Source organism: Methanoregula sp. (genome assembly GCF_023227875.1).
Taxonomy (GTDB): domain Archaea; phylum Halobacteriota; class Methanomicrobia; order Methanomicrobiales; family Methanospirillaceae; genus Methanoregula.
The window spans coordinates 20,203-35,906 of sequence record NZ_JALOCH010000005.1; the positions used below are offsets into that span (position 1 = coordinate 20,203).

The following is a 15,704-nucleotide window of genomic DNA, read 5'->3' on the forward strand; positions in this document are numbered from 1 at the left end:
ATACTACATATACTTTCTTCGTGTATTTTACACCGGAAATGATTACATGACTGAAGAAATCTCCATTACCGATCCAGCGATGATCGATATGAAACTCTTTCCCTGGTGGCTCCTCCTCCTCTGGGGGATCCTTGCACTGCTCCTCGGGGTTGCATTCCTCTTCACCCCCGGGATAACAACAGAACTCCTTATCACGTTCATGGGAGCCTACTGGCTCGTGGGCGGGATCTTTGCTATCGTGAGCCTGGCGGTCGACAGGACCAACATGGGCTGGAAGATCTTTCTTGCGATCATCAACATCATCGCCGGCATCCTGATCTTACTCAAGCCACTGTACGCGACCGTCTTCATCCTGTCATTCCTGGTCATCTTCATCGGCTTCTGGGCCTGTTTCGTGGGAGGGGCCCACCTGTTCCAGGCCTTCACGAAGAAGGACTGGGGGAACGGCGTTCTCGGGGTTATCAGCCTGATCTTCGGTATCATCCTCCTGATCAACCCATTCCTGACAGCGGCACTTCTTCCATACATTGCCGGTGGGTTCGCAATCATCATGGGGCTCTGCTCGATTGCCGTTGCATTTACCGCAAAGAAGTGCACGGATGTCGTAAAGGCGTGAAATTTTTTTAAAATTTCTTTTTTTTCAATGAGCCGGTAACACCGGTTGTTAAAAAACAGTTGATTTTCGCGTAATGCAATAAAATTAAAAAAACCCGGCTCCTCACCGTCCGCGAAACCGGAATATCGCAATCGAAAAGAACCGCTCGAAGAAGTACAGTACGCCGAAAAATACGGCCGCGTACACAACAAAACCGGCAATGAAACCAACGGGTCCGCCAAGGCCGGACAGGTTCATCAGCATGTTGGAGACCGTGTTCGCGATAAGGACGGCACAGAGGAGGACGACAATGATCTCCGCTGCGCGTTTCACCACTGAAAGATCCATGGAGTTGTTGCGGGGTCCGGGCATATAAAACCTTCAAACCGGGCGCCCGTAACGACGCCCGGGCAGGTCCCCCCAACCTTAAATTAGGCTGCGCGCAATACTACCTTTCAGGAGATACAATCCATGGAAGCCAGGAGCGAGAGAAAGGACGGGGTTCTTGTTTTTTTTGTCAACGGGAGGCTCGACGCATTCGGGGCACAGCAGCTCGACAGCTGGGCCCGTGAAGAACTCAATGACGATGACAAGGAACTGGTTGTCGATATGACCGACACCCCCTACCTGAGCAGCGGGGGCATACGGGTATTCAATGGCCTGCAGAAGGAACTGAAACGCCGGAGCGGGAAGTTTGTCCTCTCTGCGGTCGGGGAGTACCCGAAAAAGGTGCTCGAAATGGCAGGCTTTTCCACGGTCTTTCCCATGTACGCGACAACGGAGGAGGCGGTTGAGGACCTGAATAAAAAACGCAGGAACCCGTCCCTCTTCAACGAGATCTTTTACAAGAAGATCATCGAAGACGGCGTCAGCCTGACCATCGAGCCCGGCTGGATGACCAAATCCCCGGCCATCCGTGTCACCGGGGACCTCGACAAAGTGCTCCATGCAACGATCACCGAATCCGATATCAGGATGAAAAAATTCTCCGAGGTCACCTATTCCCTGGGCCTCGGGGCCCTGGGCGCTGACGCCAAGGATGCCCTTCCCCTCCTCGGGGAAATGATCACGCTGTACGGATCGATGGTCTGGCTCCCGACCGATGGCAACAGTACTCCGGACTTCCTGACACCCGGGAATACCTCCGGGAGCGACCTGCCCGTATATACCGGGTTCAATATCACGCTCGACGGCCCATTCAACGAATACCTCACTCTCGACACGACCAATCCAAAAGGAGTAAGCATATCCGATATCTACAAGGTCATTTTCTCGTCGGCACGGGACCGGATCAAGACCTACCGTGGCGTTGTCGCCGTGACCATGTGGGGAGTCCTCTCCGGCTTTGCCAGCTCCGGGCTGAAGAAGGCCCCGGTCGCCGGGTCGGGACTCAAAAAAGGGGAGTCGATCATGGCCCCTTCCCGGGCCCATGAATGGATGGCGTCCGACAGCGGCACGTCATACCAGGGCGATACGCTGGTGAGCTTTGGTATCGGTATCGATCTCGGCACCGACCTCTCTGGGTTCAACCCGGAAAATCTCGATTCCCTGTATTATGCAAACCCCCTGAACACGGGTGCGGGAAAAGGGATGTACCTCCACAACCATGGCGTGGTCTTCAGGAACATTCCCTATGATCCAACCCTTGACCTGAATACGCAGGTAAAAAAGATCGTTACGGACGGGGAGTTTGTGGACATGCGCCACCTGCTCGATTCCACGAGGCTGCGCAAGGCAAAGATCGGTATCGCCTATATCCAGGACATCCAGCGCGAACCCTAAAAAAAAAATTAGTTCGTTTTTCGTTTGATCATGGTGAGGATATTCTTCCCGTCTTCATACCGGTAGAGGATCTCATCCATGACCTGCCGGATCAGGAAGAAGCCCAGTCCCCCGATCTTCCGGTCCTCAATATCCCCGCCCAGGTCGGGTGCGGGAAGGGTAAGGGGATTGAACGGAACCGCCCGGTCTTCAAGCCGGATCTCAATGATCCCCACGTCCGCCTTACACAGGACGAGAACCTCGCCACTCCCGCCCTTGTACCCGTGCATGATGACATTGGTCACCGCTTCCTCAACGGCAAGCTGGGTATCGAGAATATCCTCCTCAGGAAAACCATGGTCCTCCATGAGGGCATGGAGCGCTGTTGAGAGCCGGGGGATCTCATCGATATCCGATTTGAGTGTCAGCGCGAGCAATCTCTCCGGCATTCTTACATCACCCTTGCGGCCATCCGCGTGCTGGCATCCGACGGGAGGTGACTCCCGTCAGACTCCCGGTTCTCTGCAATGGTCACGTACATCACCTGAAGGAGTGCGATCAGGGATAAGAGGCTCATTGCTGCCATGACGGTCAGGTACGCATTGATCGCATTCCATCATAAGGATGTCCAAATCGTTGCACAGAGATACCATTATCTTTTTCAAGCACTGACATTTCTTAAGAATTTTCGACACATTGTGTGGGGGGATCATCATGGATATTACCACAACCAGCAAAGACAACGCAACCATACTTTCCATTGCCGGCAGGGTCGATACTGCCACCGCACCCCTGCTCGAGCAGGCGATAAACAAGGAGATCGATGCAGGCCACCGTCAGGTCCTGCTGAATTTTTCCGAGGTATCCTATATCAGCAGCGGGGGCCTCCGGGTACTCCTGGCAACCGCGAAAAAACTCAAGGCACCCGGGGATAAGTTCAGCATCTGCAGTCTCTCGCCGGAAGTCCTGAAGATCCTCAAACTCGCAGGGTTCACATCGATCTTCTCGATCTATCCGTCCGAGGGAGAGTCGCTTGCCAGCTGGTAACACCCCACTGGTCTCTCATGAGTGGCAGCCCCTCCCGGGAGCTGCCGGGGCACAGGTTTACCCGCTTATCCGTAAGATCGACACGATCTCGTCCAACTCCTACCTTATCCAGACGCCGGATGCCATCCTCCTGATCGATCCGGGCGGCATTCCCGAACAGGCCGAACAGCTCATGCAGGTTGTTACGGAATGCCGGCACGAAAAGGAGCGGCCGTTCTTCGTCATCCTCACCCATGCCCATATCGACCATTTCTCCGGGATCCAGAATATCCCGGCCTTTGCCTATACCGATGCGGCCGTCCTGATGGTCCAGGATGCCGGTGCTTCCGCTCTTGAACGTGGCGACAGCGGTATGACCCAGGCGGACCTGATGGGGTCGGCCATCAGCCCGATGCGGGTAGGGCACCATATCCTGACAGCGGACCGCAGGGACCATCCCGGCATGCCCGTCGAAGTCTGCCTGCCAAATGGCGGGCTCCTGACCATTACGGTATTCCCGGCCGACCCAATATCCATGCTCCCGGACCGGGAGACTATCGTGTTTGGACACGAAACCTCAATCGACTGTTACAACACGCCCGGGCATAGCCCGGACAGCATCTGCATCCAGATCGGTTCGCTCCTCTTTATCGGGGACCTGTTTTTTGCAGCTAATCCCGGCATTGCCGGCATTGTCGGGTGGTCGCAGGAAGACCTCATCCACTCGTTCGAGGGCATCGGGGCCCTCCTCAGTGCAGGCGGGATTACCACGATCGGCCCCGGCCACGGGCGCCTCATCCCTGCTGAGGATGCAGCAAAGACCCTCGCGGTCATAAAGAGAGATGCCCTTGCCCTTGCCAATATCGCCGAGCTCAACCGCGACCGTGCGGTCCAGGCCGCCGCTTATGCCGAAGACAGCATGGAGGAAGTGAACGAACTCTTCACGATCATGGCAGGACGCCTGTATTATGTCTCGTTTGTCCTGGACGAACTGGGGGAGTCCGAGATCGCAAAAGAGATGGACGCGCTCATCAACGGCGATACCATCGATGAACTCCTGGACGCGTTCAGGCTCTTTGCCGAGGAGCACCACCGGGGGGGCGGGGTCTCCATCCACCTTGCCCTCAAGGCAGGACAGGTAGTCGCCAAGCTGCAGCGCATATTCAACAAAGACGAACTGGCCCACATCATCGACCCGACCCTGGTCAACCGTGCAGCCCGGCTCCTGTCGGACTATACCACCATGTTCCGCGGGTTTACCCCGCCCAAGGAGATCACGGTCGTTAATCTCCCGACCATCATCGAGACGCTTATCGCTGGTCTCTCGGTCCCTGCCTGTTCCGATGATGACATGATGTCATCGGTGGATGACGAGAAGGCATTTGCCCGCATGCTGCTCGCACGTATCGGGACGCGTCCCCTCCTCGAGGACGTGGAGTTCACCATGCAGGAGATATGCGACCCGCTGGCGGTTGCCATTGACCGGGACCATTTCACCGACCTCCTCACGTATATCATGGAAGACCTCGTGGGGACCGGTTCGGATACGATCAGTCTTTATATCGCCAGGAACGATCCTGACGTGAGTGTCACGATCGCCGGCAATGTCTCTTCTGCGGAGGACGATGGCGGCCGGAAGAACCTGCGGTTCCTGTCCGGGCTCTCTCTCCGGGCAGGCGGGAGCCTCTCGTGTACCCGGGACGAAACAGCTGGTATGCGCAGTTATACGATCACCGTCACCAGCGTCATCTGATACCCCGTGACCGGATACACATAAGACCGGGATACCGCAATGGATTTCACCACCACCCCTGCGCCGGACAAGGCGTCCCCGTTCATTGAATTTGATAACATCACGGTCTTCCACGGGGAGAAGAAAGTCCTCGATGCACTATCGGTCATGCTCAGGCAGGGTGAGAACGTGGCAATCCTCGGCCCGAATGGCGCGGGAAAATCCACGTTTATCAAAACGATCCTGCGGGAATTCTATCCCTGCCTTGATGGAAACAAAGTTACATTCCGGATCTGTGGGAAGGACGTGTGGGACGTCTTCGATCTGCGGTCTGCTTTTGGGGTCGTGTCAAATGATCTCCAGTTCACTTTTACGCGGCAAATTACCGGCCGGGAAGTCATCCTCTCCGGGTTCTTCTCCAGTATCGGGCTTTTCAACCGCGAGATTACCCCGGAGATGGACCGGAAGGCAGACGATATCCTTGCATTCCTCGAGATCGGTCATATCTGCGACCGGCCCATGACGGAGATGTCATCGGGAGAAGCCCGCCGTTTCCTGATCGGGAGGGCCATGGTCCACGACCCTGAAGTCCTGATCCTTGACGAACCGACCAACAGCCTCGACCTCCATGCACTCCATGCGTTCCGGCAGACGATCCGTAAGATCGCACAGTCCGGCACCGGAATCATCCTCGTCACCCACAACCTTCAGGATATTATCCCGGAGATCTCCCGCGTCATCCTCATGAAGAACGGGCGGTTTGAACACGACGGCCCGAAAGAGACTTTGTTGACCGACAGGTACATCGGCCACCTGTTCGAAGTGCCCGTGCACGTGAAAGAGGAAAACGGGTATTATTACGCGACCGGGTATTGAACAAAGAGGATGATCTTTTTCTTCTCTTCCGATCAGAGATAGGTATAGATGCTAAACAATTCTCCCGGATCCGATTGTGCCACGGATACAGGTGAGATCATGGATGCACTCACCCGGCTTTTCAACAAGGCAGCCATCATCGAGCGTGAGCCTGCCGACACCGGAGACGGAGTGCTCCTTTATACATCAGAGGTCCACCTGATCGACATGGCCGGCCGTTTTCCGGAAGAGAGCATGTCTTCGCTGGCTGTCCGCATGGGGATCACCAAGGGGGCCATTTCCCAGACCACAAAAAAACTCGAGGAGAAAGGATACCTGGAACGGATAAATCAGGAGGGGAACAATAAAACGGTCTTTATCCGGCTCACGGATTCCGGTAAGAGGGCATATGACTGGCACCAGGCATATCATGCCCTGGTCAACGAGAGGATCATCCGGGAGATCTCGGGCCTCGACAACAGGGATCGGGAGAATATCAGGAAATTTTTCCTTGAAATCGAGAAGATATTTGACGACTGTCCGGAGACCCGGCGCGGGATTACAGACAGCATCGCGGGGGGATGCCAGAAGAAGACCTGATCCTGGTCTTTAACCCGCATAGCCCATTAAATAGTTTAGATACTATACTATTTTCTGCACATACCTTCAAGGATTGGAACACCATGACAGTACTATCAGAAATCACCCTAAGTTCAATCTCAGAGAGCGACAGAAAGTCCGTTGTCGATCTCTTCAATTACTACATCGAGAACAGTTATGCAGCATACCCGGAACAGAAAGTCCCATATGAATTTTTTTCCCTGTTCCTTGATGCCTCCAGGAATTATCCCTCTGTAGTTGCACGGGGGAGTGAGGGAACTGTTGCTGGATTCGGTTTGCTCCGGCCACACAACCCGATGGCGGCATTCCGGCATACGGCTGAGGTCACCTATTTTCTCCGGCCGGAAATGACCAGAAAAGGGCTCGGCACGAGGATGTTTGAGTATCTTGAAACGGCAGGCAGAAAGCAGGAGATCACGTCGCTCCTTGCCAGCATCTCATCGCTGAATGATGGCAGCATCCGGTTTCATACCCGCCAGGGATTCACCGAGTGCGGGAGGTTCCTCAGTGTTGGAATGAAAAAAGGAGTTGTTTTCGATATGGTTTGGATGCAGAAGTTCATCTGAACCGGATTAAAACTTCCCCTTCGTGCTCCGGACCGCCTTCTTATTCCCGCTGATTGCAAGGGCATCCCCAAGGGCAATGCCGAATGCCTTGAAAGCCGCTTCGCACTGATGGTGATCGTTCTTCCCGGAGAAGGTGATATGTGCGGTGATCCCGGCCCGGGTGCAGAGGGAGTAGAAGAAATGCTCGAAGATGTCGGAAGGAATAGTGCCCACGAGCTTGTTGCCGAAGGTGCCATGCCAGACAAGGTATCCCCGTCCCCCGCAGTCGAGCGCGACCTGCGAAAGAGACTCATCCATCGGGATGATGGCATGGGAAAACCTGCGGATACCCCGGCCGTCACCGATCGCCTGCTTTATCGCATCGCCTAACACGATACCAATATCCTCGATCGTGTGGTGGCAGTCCACATGCAGATCGCCTTTTGCAGTGCAGGTCATGTCGAAACCGCCATGCTTTGCCATGGCAGTGAGCATGTGGTCAAAGAACGGTACGCCGCTGTTGACCTTCACGTTCCCCACACCGTCCGGGTTGAGCCTGATCACGATCTTCGTTTCCTTTGTCTCCCGCTTCACTTCAACAACTCTCACTTACATTCCTCCAGTGCATCTTTCAGTTTGATCTTCCCGCTGTACAGGGCAGAGCCGAGCACCGCCCCAAAAGCACCGGCATCCTTAAGGCCCGCCACATCGGACCGGGACGAGACGCCGCCGGCAACGACAACGGGGATTCCGACCGCATCGATCAGCCGTTTCACCGGTTCAAACCGGACGCCCTGCTGCAGGCCCTCTACATCCACATTCGTATAGAGGAGCGAGCCGGCTCCCAGCTCCTCAAACCTTTTTGCCCAGCCGATATAGTCCCCCGCCATCTCCTGCCAGCCGTGGACCGCGATCTGCCCGTCCCGGGCATCCACGCCGGGCATTACCCGGTCCCTGCCGAATTCGCGGGAGAGTGCCCGGATGCATTCCGGTTCCTGCGTGGCAAGGGTCGAGATAATGACGCGGTCCACGCCGGTCTCAAGCCAGCGTCTGGCATCGTCAATTGAACGGATGCCCCCGCCAAGTTCGATCTCGACGCCGGTCTCTCTGATCACCTCAGCGATGAGTCCTGCATTCTGCGAAGATGTCCCGAATGCCCCGTCAAGGTTGACCATGTGGAGTGCCCTGGCGCCTTCGTCAAGCCAGCGGGTTGCACAGGAAAGGGGATCGCCATACGCGGTCGCACTCTCCCGTTTCCCCTGCACCAGCTGGACACACCGGCCCCCGAGGATATCAACAGCGGGAAAGATTTTCATGGGTCCGCCTACCGGATCATCCGCTGGATTGCCATCACGAGTATGTCCTTTGCCCCTGCACGCCTCAAGGCATTAATCAGGGAATAGACCCGTTCCTCGTTGACGACCGCGTGGACCGCAACAAGGTCCTCGCTCGATGCCACGTCCATCACCGTCGGCCCCGAGAGACCGGGCAGGACCCGCTTCACCGTTGCAAGTGACGAACGCTTCACGTTCATCATCAGGTAGCACTGGCCCCGGGCCCGGACGACGCTCTCAAGCGCAAGGTGGATCTCCTCGATCTTGTCTTTCTTCGCCTTTAACGATTCGCGGTTTGCGATCAGCTGGGTGGAGGTCGTCAGCACATCTTCGATCACGCGGAGGCGGTTGGTCTTCAGGGTGGTCCCCGAACTGGAGAGATCGATGATCGCATCGGCGATCCCGAGTTGCGGTGTCGCCTCGCAGGCCCCGCCGACCACCGCGACATCGACCTTCACCTTGTGCCGTGCGAAGAACGAGCGGGTGATCACCGGGAACTCGGTGGCGACCTTCTTCCCGGCAAGCTGCTTTACGGACGTGATGCCGGAATCCTCGTGGACGGCCAGCACCAGTTTCGCTCTCCCGAGCTGGAGGTCGAGGAGCTCCTCCACCTCGGCCTCGCGTTCCACGACCATGTCATGGCCGGTGATGCCGAGGTCCGCAGCGCCCGTGGCCACGTACTCCGGGATATCCACCGGCCGGGCAAAGAGGATCTCGACATGGGGGTCGAGGGTCTTGGTGATCAGGCGCCGTTCACTGGTCTCCGCGAGATGGAGCCCGCTCTTCTCGACCAGGTCCATGATGGGGGCCGCAATCCGTCCCTTGTTGGGGATCGCGAGACGTACGATATCGGAAAAAAGGGGGGTGTCACGGTTTTTTCTGGATTTTACCGGTTTTGCCATGTTCGGATCAGAAGGTCTTGAGTTTGCCTTCGATTACCTTTTCGGTAATGTGGGTGACATTTGTCAGCTGGTCGTCCACAATTTCCCGGATATCCGCATTGATGTCCTTGAGCTTCACGCCGCACTCGGGGAGGACCTGGACGCTTGCGACGAGCGGCTGGTCGATCGGCTTGCCGATCTGCGAGAGCAGCCGGATGTACATCTCCTCGATACCGTCAACCTTCTTCACGCACTCCTGTGCCACCTGGGTGGAGAGGAGGTTGTAGATCTTGCCGATGTGGTTGATCGGGTTCTTGCCGCTCGTTGCTTCCATGGACATCGGGCGGTTCGGGGTGATGAGCCCGTTGCACCGGTTGCCCCTGCCTACCGATCCGTCGTCGCCCATCTCGGCGGAGGTGCCGGTAACGGTTAAGAAAACGCTCTTCTTCCTGATGTCGTCGGCCGTATTGACATGGACAACGACCTTCCGCTTGGTGCTCTTCTTCGCGATCGCGGTGATCTCCTCGTTGAGGATGCTCATGTATTCCGAGTATTCCCGGATGTCCTTGCAGTACCGGTCAACGATCGCACAGGCAACCGTGAGGGTGATGGTGTTGCCGTCGCGGAGGCCCATGATCTTGATGTCCTGGCCGATGGCGGGATATTTCTTCCGGAGCTTCGTGTCGATATAGTTGGAGCTGTTCAGGATGATGTTCTCCACATCCGAGAAGGGTGCGTGGCCGACACCGAACGAGGTGTCGTTTGACCGGGGGATCTTGCCCTGGCTGGGCTTGAAGACATCTCGCAGGTCGGTGGACCCGGTCCCGAGCCGGCAGTCGATCATGAGCTCGCGGTTGAGGTTGAGTTCCGGGAGGATCTTGTGGATATATTTGTGGGCTGCCTCCACGGCCACGGCATCCGCGGGGACGTTGACGCCATTGAACTGCTTGGTCGCCCGCCCGTCAAGGAGGACATAGATCGGGCGGATCATCCGGCCGCCGCCGAACTTGGGTGCGGACTCGCCAGCAACGACCTCGCCCTGGTCGGTATTGTGGTGCAGGACGACCCCGAATTCGTCGAGGTAGGTCTTGCAGAGAGCCTGGCTGATCGACTCTGCAATCCCGTCGGCAATGCTGTCCGGGTGGCCGAGACATTTACGCTCAGCAAGTTCGATCCGCTGTTTCTCCAAAGGAATCTGGTCCAGTGCTTCAATCTGAATGTTTCTCTTCATTGGTTTCCTCGTGACACTTCGTAATAATAAAAGGGACTGGAGTTCATATAACAATTTCCAATTATGCAATAATTGCAGCACCAAATATTACTTATAGTAATTTTTCACACGCATTTTCGCACGCTTTTCTGTCGTCTCTTTTTTTAAAAACGGAATATGTGTAACGAGAGAGTATGTCGTTCGCATAAATCGGACCGGGACACCGGGACACACAGAACTCGTGTGCCCGGAAGTAAAAAAGACGGGAAAAAGAGAGACCGTTATCGTCTCAGGAATTTGTGCAGGATCGTCATCTCGCTGCCTTTTGGTGCCTTCTTGACCGGTGGCCGTGTCGGGACGGGCTTGACATCTTCAACCTCATCGTCGTCAATATCATTCGGCATGGCCGGTTTGTGCTCGTGTCCCGGCGGGTCCGTCCGTGTTGCTTTCCGGCTGGCAGCGGTCGGGGCCGTGCGGGAATGCGGAAGGGTCCGGCCCTGGTTCAGTTTCGTCCCGCACCCGGGACAGAAGTTGGCAGAATGGGGCAGTTTCTTTCCGCAGTTATGGCAGAACTGGGGTGAACCCGCCGTCTCCCCCGGGACCGGTTTTTCCTCGATGTTTTCCTGAACGATGGGGCGACGCGGCTGGACAAAATCCGGCCCGGGCCCGGTCTCTTCCGCATGGCGCCTCACGGGTTCAACAACCGGTCTTCTCAGCGGTTGGCGGGTCTGCGGCCCGGCCTGGTTAATGGCGCCTTTCATCGCACCTTTCATGGCCGACTGCACTTCCGGCTTTCGCACCGGGGGTACTTCGGGTTCCTCTGCCGGGGGGATCTCCCGTTCATAGGACGATGCCACGACCTGGCGGACATGCGTCCTCCGCGGGGGGGCCGCCACCGGTTCCGGTTCGGGCTCCGGTTCCGGTTCTTCCTCCTGCACGTTGTAGAGTGAGAGCAGGCGTTTTACCGGGGGTTGCCGCTCATGGTCCTTCAGCGACTTCTTTGCAGGGCGCAGTTCCTGCTTCTGGCGGGGTCTCTCCGGGGGCCGGGCAACAACCGGTTCCCCGGCCTCTTCTTCAGCCTCTTCAGCTTCTTCTGGTTCTTCAGTTTCTTCGGGCTCTTCAGGTTCTACACGTTTCCGGGGTGCCGGAGCCGGTTTCTTCGGGGCCTTTTTTATGGGTTCGTCCTCACCGTGAAGGAGGGAGAGCCATTCATCGATCTCACTGGACCGGTCGGTGCCGCTCTGGGCAAAGACCAGTTTCATGGTCTTGGTATCATCGTCTCCTGACTTGATGGACAGGACGAGCACGGGATCGGAATTCTCCGAGAATTCCACAATGCTCCCTGCGATCGTATCCCGCGCAACATCTTTTGCCGTGACCTTGAGTTTCTTTTCCTGCGTATCGATGAGGAAAATACGCTGGTTGGTCAGGTATGCGTGGAAAAAGAATTTCTTTACCGTTACGTTGAGCGAACCGATCAGCACCTGTTCCCCGGGCTGGAGGATCTTCGAAAGCCCACCTTCCTCTTCATCCTCAGAATCGGGATCGTCCGAAGTCGTTGCATGCTGTGCCATTTTCTGCACGTTTTTGTCAACGGTGAACTTGCCCGCGCCAGCTGCCGCTTTTGCAGGGCGCCGGCTGATCTTGCCGCCGCAGTAGCCGCATTCGGTTATTTCATCCCGTATATTCATCCCGCAGTGTGGGCACTTCATCGGTGAGCTCCGTTTCACGGTATCCGGACTGGATAACTATAATGTTCTCATTGGATAAGAAAAATTCTCTGATCACACATTCAACCCCATACCCGCCATTTTTTCATGCATCTCCGGGATGCATGAGGTGTTCAACCGCATGCAGGAGTGACTGCCGCTCATCGTCGCGGTCCGCGGCGTGGAAATACAGCCCGGCCTCTTTCCGGTGGTTGCAGAGGAGGGCATTGATCCTGCACCGGGCCGCGTCGCCCGCGAGGAGGCAGTCATCCGCCCCGACTCTCCCGAACCGGTTATTAATGGCGGCAGCGACGGGGCCGGGAGACTCTGCTGCATGGTAGAGACCCCGGTTCACGACCACGATCAAAACACCCTTCTTTTCCGTTTCCCCGGAGTTTTCTGCCCTGAACGACCCGTATTTCTCATCCCCGAAGGGGTTGAGGAACTCGCGGTAGAACGGGTCGAAACGCTCCTTGAGCTGGGAGAGGAAGACGCCGGTCTGCAGGGGGAGATACCGGGAATATTTTGCATTGACCGGGTCCCGCAGGTGCCCAAAGGCCGGCTCTTTAAGCAGGTCGGTAAGGGGTTTCTGGACGCGGACGAACGCATCTTCCCGGAGACCGCCGGTATATTTCAGGCCGATCGGCCGGAAGTACAGGATCTTTCCCGGGAGCGGGACGGCAAGCGACCCGTCCTTTAACGGGGAGAGTATGACCGATGCGGCGGGCAGTGCCTGCGGCGTTTTCTGTACCGGCACGCCGGGTTTCTTCTCGGCCGGGCGCCGTTCCTGAGGGCGGTTTGCGCCGGTGTTACACGCAATGCCGGCCCATATCTCCGGTGAATAGGTCTTATCGAGATGTTTCTTCCAGAGCGGGTCACGGATCGTGGCAATGGACACGAGCCGGAATGCCGGGCCGACCGGTATGAACTTTGCCCCGCAGTGGGTGCAGGCCATATAGAATTCCGTGTGGGGGATACCGAAGAGTTGTTTTCCGACAACCCGTTCCAGGATACCGGTCCGGCACACGGGGCACATGTCCATCCATGAAAGCGAGGCAGTATCCACTCCCCCAAGCCGGACCGAGGGGGCGAGTGTTGATGCGATATGCCAGGTCCATGGCGGGAGCAGCCGGACTGCTTTGCGGGGCCGGTGCATCTGCCGGTCGATAATTTCTGTCATCTCTGTGATGCCGGCGCTGCAGAGCACTTCGGTGATAACCGGGACAACGGTCTTTCCGGGAATGCCAAGGCGCTCTTCAAGGCAAAAGTCGAGCCCCCGGGCAATCCCCCCGGGCAGATCCCGGGGTGTGGTGATCGCAAGCGTCCGGGTCACCTCGGCGTTCAGGCACTCCATCGTGACCCCGACCAGTTCACCGGTTACATTCACACCGCTCCGGAGGAACGGGAGTTGCGATACGCGTTTGCTGACCGTATCGCAGGAATGGGCGAAGAGCTCGGGAGCAATGGGGAGATACTGGGGGGCGGGCATAACAGTTCCATAATATTACGACTGCGATCCGATAACAGTTGCCGTGAGGGAGATGGGACCGCACGACGGAAACTGCCCCAATGAAAAACCGGAGTATGATGAACCGTTCAACGATACACCGGGCGGGAAAACGAAATATATTATATTAAATGATACGATGCCCGGGGTACAGATTATCACCGCACAGTACCAGTATTGCCGTCATGCCATGCACCTATTCCTTTAAGGAGTTCCGGTAATCGGAGGGGATAAGAAAAGGTCAGTACAATGCAGTTCACCAAAAAACTCCGGCGCGGGTTTGCCACCCTCCTGCTTTCGGCAGGACTGGCCTACCCGGCCTGCGCCGCGATCTGTCCCAGAGGTCACAGCGGATGCCCGTCCCCCGGCAGGTGTTTCCTCTTTACCGATGCAGACGGGAACTCGCTCTGTGATTATACCGCAGGATCCGGGTCTTCCTCCTTTGGCAGCCCGGGGGAGAGCCAACCTGCAACCCCGGCAAACTCACTGGATACCTCCACCGCACACGTTCAGAGCACTGCTGGTTCAGGTCTCGACTCGCTCAGTATATCGGTCATCATAACAGGAGCAGTCCTCTTTGCCCTGCTCAGTATCGTGATTTACCTCGGCATCAGGAAGGGGACCGGGGGAATAAAAATTGACAGACGCGTCCCGGCTCTTACCCTCTCCACGCTCGTTGCGCTCGGGATATCGCTGATGGCCATGAGCATCCTGACCGGGAGCGGGACCTCCGGCATGGTCTTTGCCCTTATCTACATTACAGCCGGCACGCTGCTCACGTCATACCTCTGGTACGCGGGCGTGATGACCCGGCGCATTACCCTTGCACTTGCGGCAGAGAGCACGCTGGCCGGTTTTGTCTTCCTTGCGCCGGTCATGCCATTGGAATTTATCGGCATCGTCAACAGTATAACCGCCGCGTCATCGGTCACACCCGCGATCATCATCCTCTGTGCCGTCATTGCCATCACGTTCATCATTGGCAGGACCTTCTGCGGCCACCTCTGCCCGGTCGGGTCGCTGCAGGAACTTGCCTATGAGGTGCCGGTGAAGAAGATCGATATCCGCAGGATAACGATCTTTGAGACGATCCGGCTCGGGGTCTTTGCTGCCACCATCATTGCCGCGGTATACCTCGTGGACCTCATGGCATATACCGGGCTGTTCGAGCTCTTCTCGCTCAGCCTCTCCGCAGTGCTCATCGTGGCAGCCGGGCTTATCCTGCTCTCGGTATTCCTGTACCGCCCGGTCTGCCGTATCCTCTGTCCCTTTGGTGTCCTCTTCTCCCTGCTGGGAGGGTTCAGCCTTTTCCGGCTGCGGCGCAGTGAGTCCTGTATCGGCTGCAAAAAATGCGAGAAGGCCTGCCCGGTGCATGCCGCCGGCGCGGACGATCCAAAACGGGAGTGCTATCTCTGTGGCAGGTGCACGGACAACTGCCCGGTTGAGACCGCGATCAGCTATCGCAGGTGAACCGGACCGCACCTGGCCGGAACGGATCCTGCAGGGATTAATCAGGATCATCCCCACATTCTTTATTATGAAGATCCTCAGGACCCTGACCCGCGTTTATACCAGCGACCCTGAAACCACAATCTCATTTTACGAACACCTGACCGGCACAAAGGCCGGAATGAGGTTTTCGATGCCCGCAATCGGGCTCGAGATCGGATCGGTCGGGGATGTGCTGATCATTGCCGGTACTGATGAGGCACTCCGGCCGTTCTGGTCTACCATTGCAACGTTCCTCGTGGATTCAGTTGACGATTACCATCGTTTCCTGGCTGAAAACGGGGGGACCATACTGCGCCCGCCGCAGCAGGTGCCGACCGGCATCAACATGACCGTACGTCACCCGGATGGATCCGTTATCGAATATGTCGAACACCGGAAATAATAACCTGAAATTCCGGCACGAAAAAAAAGAAAAA

18 protein-coding genes are annotated in these 15,704 nt (G+C 56.7%); 9 read left to right on the forward strand and 9 right to left on the reverse strand.

Annotation, left to right across the window (positions count from 1 at the left end):
- The first annotated feature begins 46 nt into the window (after window positions 1-46).
- The gene (locus M0R30_RS06395; RefSeq protein ID WP_292544862.1) at window positions 47-616 is read left to right on the forward strand and encodes a DUF308 domain-containing protein; all 570 of its coding nucleotides are present in this window, start codon (window positions 47-49) and stop codon (window positions 614-616) included.
- A 102-nt stretch (window positions 617-718) separates the two neighbouring features.
- Here M0R30_RS06395 and M0R30_RS06400 read toward each other — a convergent pair whose 3' ends face one another.
- Window positions 719-943 carry a hypothetical protein gene (locus M0R30_RS06400; protein ID WP_292544865.1) on the reverse strand — a complete coding sequence of 75 codons (225 nt, stop codon included), beginning with the start codon at window positions 941-943 and terminating at the stop codon, window positions 719-721.
- Window positions 944-1,066: 123 nt separating this feature from the next.
- Here M0R30_RS06400 and M0R30_RS06405 point away from each other — a divergent pair, with 123 nt between their 5' ends.
- On the forward strand, window positions 1,067-2,377 hold the full coding sequence (locus M0R30_RS06405; RefSeq protein WP_292544868.1) for an STAS domain-containing protein: 1,311 nt from the start codon (window positions 1,067-1,069) through the stop codon (window positions 2,375-2,377).
- An 8-nt stretch (window positions 2,378-2,385) separates the two neighbouring features.
- Here the strand turns inward: M0R30_RS06405 and M0R30_RS06410 are convergent, their stop codons facing one another.
- Complete coding sequence (locus M0R30_RS06410) at window positions 2,386-2,805, reverse strand: ATP-binding protein (RefSeq protein WP_292544871.1); 420 nt, start codon at window positions 2,803-2,805, stop codon at window positions 2,386-2,388.
- A 2-nt stretch (window positions 2,806-2,807) separates the two neighbouring features.
- Entirely contained in the window at window positions 2,808-2,942 is a 135-nt protein-coding gene (locus tag M0R30_RS06415; protein ID WP_292544874.1) for a hypothetical protein, read from the reverse strand.
- 128 nt (window positions 2,943-3,070) lie between these two features.
- Between M0R30_RS06415 and M0R30_RS06420 the strand changes: the two genes are divergently transcribed.
- The 5 genes from M0R30_RS06420 to M0R30_RS06440 all read left to right on the forward strand — a co-directional run bounded on the left by M0R30_RS06420 (window position 3,071) and on the right by M0R30_RS06440 (window position 7,156).
- Window positions 3,071-3,403: an STAS domain-containing protein gene (locus tag M0R30_RS06420; RefSeq protein WP_292544877.1), complete on the forward strand. Its 333-nt coding sequence runs from the start codon at window positions 3,071-3,073 to the stop codon at window positions 3,401-3,403.
- Window positions 3,390-5,135 (forward strand): MBL fold metallo-hydrolase, encoded by a 1,746-nt coding sequence (locus M0R30_RS06425; RefSeq protein WP_292544880.1) that lies wholly within the window; start codon window positions 3,390-3,392, stop codon window positions 5,133-5,135. The genes M0R30_RS06420 and M0R30_RS06425 overlap by 14 nt, the downstream gene beginning before the upstream one ends.
- Before the next feature lie 39 nt (window positions 5,136-5,174).
- Entirely contained in the window at window positions 5,175-5,990 is an 816-nt protein-coding gene (locus tag M0R30_RS06430; RefSeq protein ID WP_292544883.1) for an ATP-binding cassette domain-containing protein, read from the forward strand.
- Window positions 5,991-6,089: 99 nt separating this feature from the next.
- On the forward strand, window positions 6,090-6,569 hold the full coding sequence (locus M0R30_RS06435; RefSeq protein ID WP_292544886.1) for a winged helix DNA-binding protein: 480 nt from the start codon (window positions 6,090-6,092) through the stop codon (window positions 6,567-6,569).
- Complete coding sequence (locus M0R30_RS06440; protein WP_292544890.1) at window positions 6,551-7,156, forward strand: GNAT family N-acetyltransferase; 606 nt, start codon at window positions 6,551-6,553, stop codon at window positions 7,154-7,156. Before M0R30_RS06435 ends, M0R30_RS06440 begins: the two co-directional genes overlap by 19 nt.
- 6 nt (window positions 7,157-7,162) lie before the next feature.
- Here M0R30_RS06440 and hisB read toward each other — a convergent pair whose 3' ends face one another.
- The 6 genes from hisB to M0R30_RS06470 form a co-directional block, all read right to left on the reverse strand.
- Entirely contained in the window at window positions 7,163-7,744 is a 582-nt protein-coding gene (hisB, locus tag M0R30_RS06445; protein WP_292544893.1) for an imidazoleglycerol-phosphate dehydratase HisB, read from the reverse strand.
- Window positions 7,741-8,451, reverse strand: a complete 711-nt coding sequence (gene hisA, locus M0R30_RS06450) for a 1-(5-phosphoribosyl)-5-[(5-phosphoribosylamino)methylideneamino]imidazole-4-carboxamide isomerase (protein ID WP_292544895.1) — start codon at window positions 8,449-8,451, stop codon at window positions 7,741-7,743. Before hisA ends, hisB begins: the two co-directional genes overlap by 4 nt.
- An 8-nt stretch (window positions 8,452-8,459) precedes the next feature.
- Window positions 8,460-9,371 (reverse strand): ATP phosphoribosyltransferase, encoded by a 912-nt coding sequence (gene hisG, locus M0R30_RS06455; protein ID WP_292544898.1) that lies wholly within the window; start codon window positions 9,369-9,371, stop codon window positions 8,460-8,462.
- A gap of 7 nt (window positions 9,372-9,378) precedes the next feature.
- Window positions 9,379-10,581: a methionine adenosyltransferase gene (locus tag M0R30_RS06460; protein ID WP_292544901.1), complete on the reverse strand. Its 1,203-nt coding sequence runs from the start codon at window positions 10,579-10,581 to the stop codon at window positions 9,379-9,381.
- Window positions 10,582-10,841: 260 nt separating this feature from the next.
- Window positions 10,842-12,272 carry a zinc ribbon domain-containing protein gene (locus M0R30_RS06465; protein ID WP_292544904.1) on the reverse strand — a complete coding sequence of 477 codons (1,431 nt, stop codon included), beginning with the start codon at window positions 12,270-12,272 and terminating at the stop codon, window positions 10,842-10,844.
- A 103-nt stretch (window positions 12,273-12,375) separates the two neighbouring features.
- Window positions 12,376-13,758: a hypothetical protein gene (locus tag M0R30_RS06470; protein ID WP_292544907.1), complete on the reverse strand. Its 1,383-nt coding sequence runs from the start codon at window positions 13,756-13,758 to the stop codon at window positions 12,376-12,378.
- 267 nt (window positions 13,759-14,025) lie between these two features.
- On the opposite strand from M0R30_RS06470, the gene M0R30_RS06475 reads away from it, so the two are divergent.
- Both M0R30_RS06475 and M0R30_RS06480 read left to right on the forward strand, forming a co-directional pair.
- Window positions 14,026-15,246, forward strand: coding sequence for a 4Fe-4S binding protein (locus tag M0R30_RS06475; RefSeq protein ID WP_292544911.1), 1,221 nt, complete (start codon window positions 14,026-14,028; stop codon window positions 15,244-15,246).
- Window positions 15,247-15,313: 67 nt separating this feature from the next.
- Window positions 15,314-15,670 (forward strand): VOC family protein, encoded by a 357-nt coding sequence (locus M0R30_RS06480; protein ID WP_292544914.1) that lies wholly within the window; start codon window positions 15,314-15,316, stop codon window positions 15,668-15,670.
- Window positions 15,671-15,704 lie beyond the last annotated feature (34 nt).

Excerpts from the sequence above, each read along its gene's own strand:
- M0R30_RS06395 (WP_292544862.1), top strand. The coding sequence starts at position 47 with ATGACTGAAGAAATCTCCATTACCGATCCAGCGATGATCGATATGAAA.
- M0R30_RS06400 (WP_292544865.1), bottom strand. The coding sequence starts at position 943 with ATGGATCTTTCAGTGGTGAAACGCGCAGCGGAGATCATTGTCGTCCTC.
- M0R30_RS06405 (WP_292544868.1), top strand. The coding sequence starts at position 1,067 with ATGGAAGCCAGGAGCGAGAGAAAGGACGGGGTTCTTGTTTTTTTTGTC.
- M0R30_RS06410 (WP_292544871.1), bottom strand. The coding sequence starts at position 2,805 with ATGCCGGAGAGATTGCTCGCGCTGACACTCAAATCGGATATCGATGAG.
- M0R30_RS06415 (WP_292544874.1), bottom strand. The coding sequence starts at position 2,942 with ATGGCAGCAATGAGCCTCTTATCCCTGATCGCACTCCTTCAGGTGATG.
- M0R30_RS06420 (WP_292544877.1), top strand. The coding sequence starts at position 3,071 with ATGGATATTACCACAACCAGCAAAGACAACGCAACCATACTTTCCATT.
- M0R30_RS06430 (WP_292544883.1), top strand. The coding sequence starts at position 5,175 with ATGGATTTCACCACCACCCCTGCGCCGGACAAGGCGTCCCCGTTCATT.
- M0R30_RS06435 (WP_292544886.1), top strand. The coding sequence starts at position 6,090 with ATGGATGCACTCACCCGGCTTTTCAACAAGGCAGCCATCATCGAGCGT.
- M0R30_RS06440 (WP_292544890.1), top strand. The coding sequence starts at position 6,551 with ATGCCAGAAGAAGACCTGATCCTGGTCTTTAACCCGCATAGCCCATTA.
- hisA (WP_292544895.1), bottom strand. The coding sequence starts at position 8,451 with ATGAAAATCTTTCCCGCTGTTGATATCCTCGGGGGCCGGTGTGTCCAG.
- hisG (WP_292544898.1), bottom strand. The coding sequence starts at position 9,371 with ATGGCAAAACCGGTAAAATCCAGAAAAAACCGTGACACCCCCCTTTTT.
- M0R30_RS06460 (WP_292544901.1), bottom strand. The coding sequence starts at position 10,581 with ATGAAGAGAAACATTCAGATTGAAGCACTGGACCAGATTCCTTTGGAG.
- M0R30_RS06465 (WP_292544904.1), bottom strand. The coding sequence starts at position 12,272 with ATGAAGTGCCCACACTGCGGGATGAATATACGGGATGAAATAACCGAA.
- M0R30_RS06470 (WP_292544907.1), bottom strand. The coding sequence starts at position 13,758 with ATGCCCGCCCCCCAGTATCTCCCCATTGCTCCCGAGCTCTTCGCCCAT.
- M0R30_RS06475 (WP_292544911.1), top strand. The coding sequence starts at position 14,026 with ATGCAGTTCACCAAAAAACTCCGGCGCGGGTTTGCCACCCTCCTGCTT.
- M0R30_RS06480 (WP_292544914.1), top strand. The coding sequence starts at position 15,314 with ATGAAGATCCTCAGGACCCTGACCCGCGTTTATACCAGCGACCCTGAA.